This window comes from Streptomyces sp. NPDC058650 (genome assembly GCF_042717315.1).
Classification (GTDB): domain Bacteria; phylum Actinomycetota; class Actinomycetes; order Streptomycetales; family Streptomycetaceae; genus Streptomyces.
This window is the reverse complement of the sequence record NZ_JBHXRL010000084.1, coordinates 1-1,116: the sequence shown is the minus strand read 5'-3', so window position 1 is coordinate 1,116 and position 1,116 is coordinate 1. Positions and strand designations below refer to the sequence as shown.

Genomic DNA, 1,116 nt, shown 5'->3' with positions numbered 1-1,116 from the left:
GTGCAGCGCGTCGAGCTGCCCGTGGTGCACCGGGGCCGCCCAGAGCTGCGCTCGATCGTGCAATCGGTGAGCAGCCACATCGGCACCGCACTCGGTGGCACGCATCGCTCGGCGGGGCGCGAGACGCCGGCCGACGCCGAGATCGACCCGCTCGCCGCCGTGCTCGGCATCGAGGCCCCCTCGCATGCCGCCGAATGCCAGGCGGTCGCCGCCGTGCTGCGCGAGCGCCACCTGCTCGACGGCGTGCCGTGGTCGTCGATGGCCGTCGTGCTGCGCTCGGGTGGCGACGTGCCCGCCTTCGAGCGGGGTCTCGCGCTCGCCGACGTGCCCACTGCGGGCAACGCCGCGCGCACCGCGCTGCGCGACGCTCCTGCTGCCGCAGCGCTGCTCGCCGCCGCTTCGCTCGTGCTCGACCGCGAACCGCTCACGCCCGAGCTTGCGGTGACCGTGCTGACCGGTCCGATCGGCCGACTCGACAGCGTGGGCCTGCGCCGGCTCCGCCTCGCCCTGCGGCATGAAGAGCTCGCGAACGAGGGCTCGCGCACGGCCGACGAACTGCTCGTCGAGGCGCTCGGTGCGCCGGGCGGGTTCGAGACGATCGACGCCGCGCCCGCACGTCGTGCAGCGCGGCTCGCGAAGCTGCTCTCGACGGCGCGAGGCGTGGCCATGCGCGGCGGCACGATCGAAGAGGTGCTCTGGTCGATCTGGGAGGGCAGCGGGCTCGCGACCGAGTGGGCATCGCAGGCCGCAGGCACGGGTGTGCTCGCCGAAGAGGCGAACCGCGCCCTCGATGCTGCCGTGGCCCTCTTCGCCGCCGCGCAGCGCTTCGTCGAACGCGAGCCCGACGCGCCGCCCGTGCGATTCGTCGACGAGGTGCTCGCGAGCGAGCTGCCTGAAGACTCGCTCGCGCCGCAGCGCTCGGCTGAGACCGTCGTCGTGACCACGCCGCCGGCCGTCATCGGCCGTGAGTTCGAGGTCGTCGTGATCGCGGGCCTGCAAGACGGCGTCTGGCCGAACCTCCGGCCTCGCGGCACCCTGCTGCACGCCGCGCTCCTGCCGCGCGTCGTCGCCGCGGCCCGCGCCGGTGCGCCGCTTCCCGCGCCCGAGACGGTCGCC

General features: G+C 75.0%; 1 pseudogene. It reads left to right on the top strand.

From position 1 onward, the window contains the following. Positions 1 to 66 precede the first annotated feature (66 nt). A pseudogene (locus ACFWWU_RS37425) lies at positions 67 to 1,116 on the top strand (hypothetical protein); the annotation flags it as partial.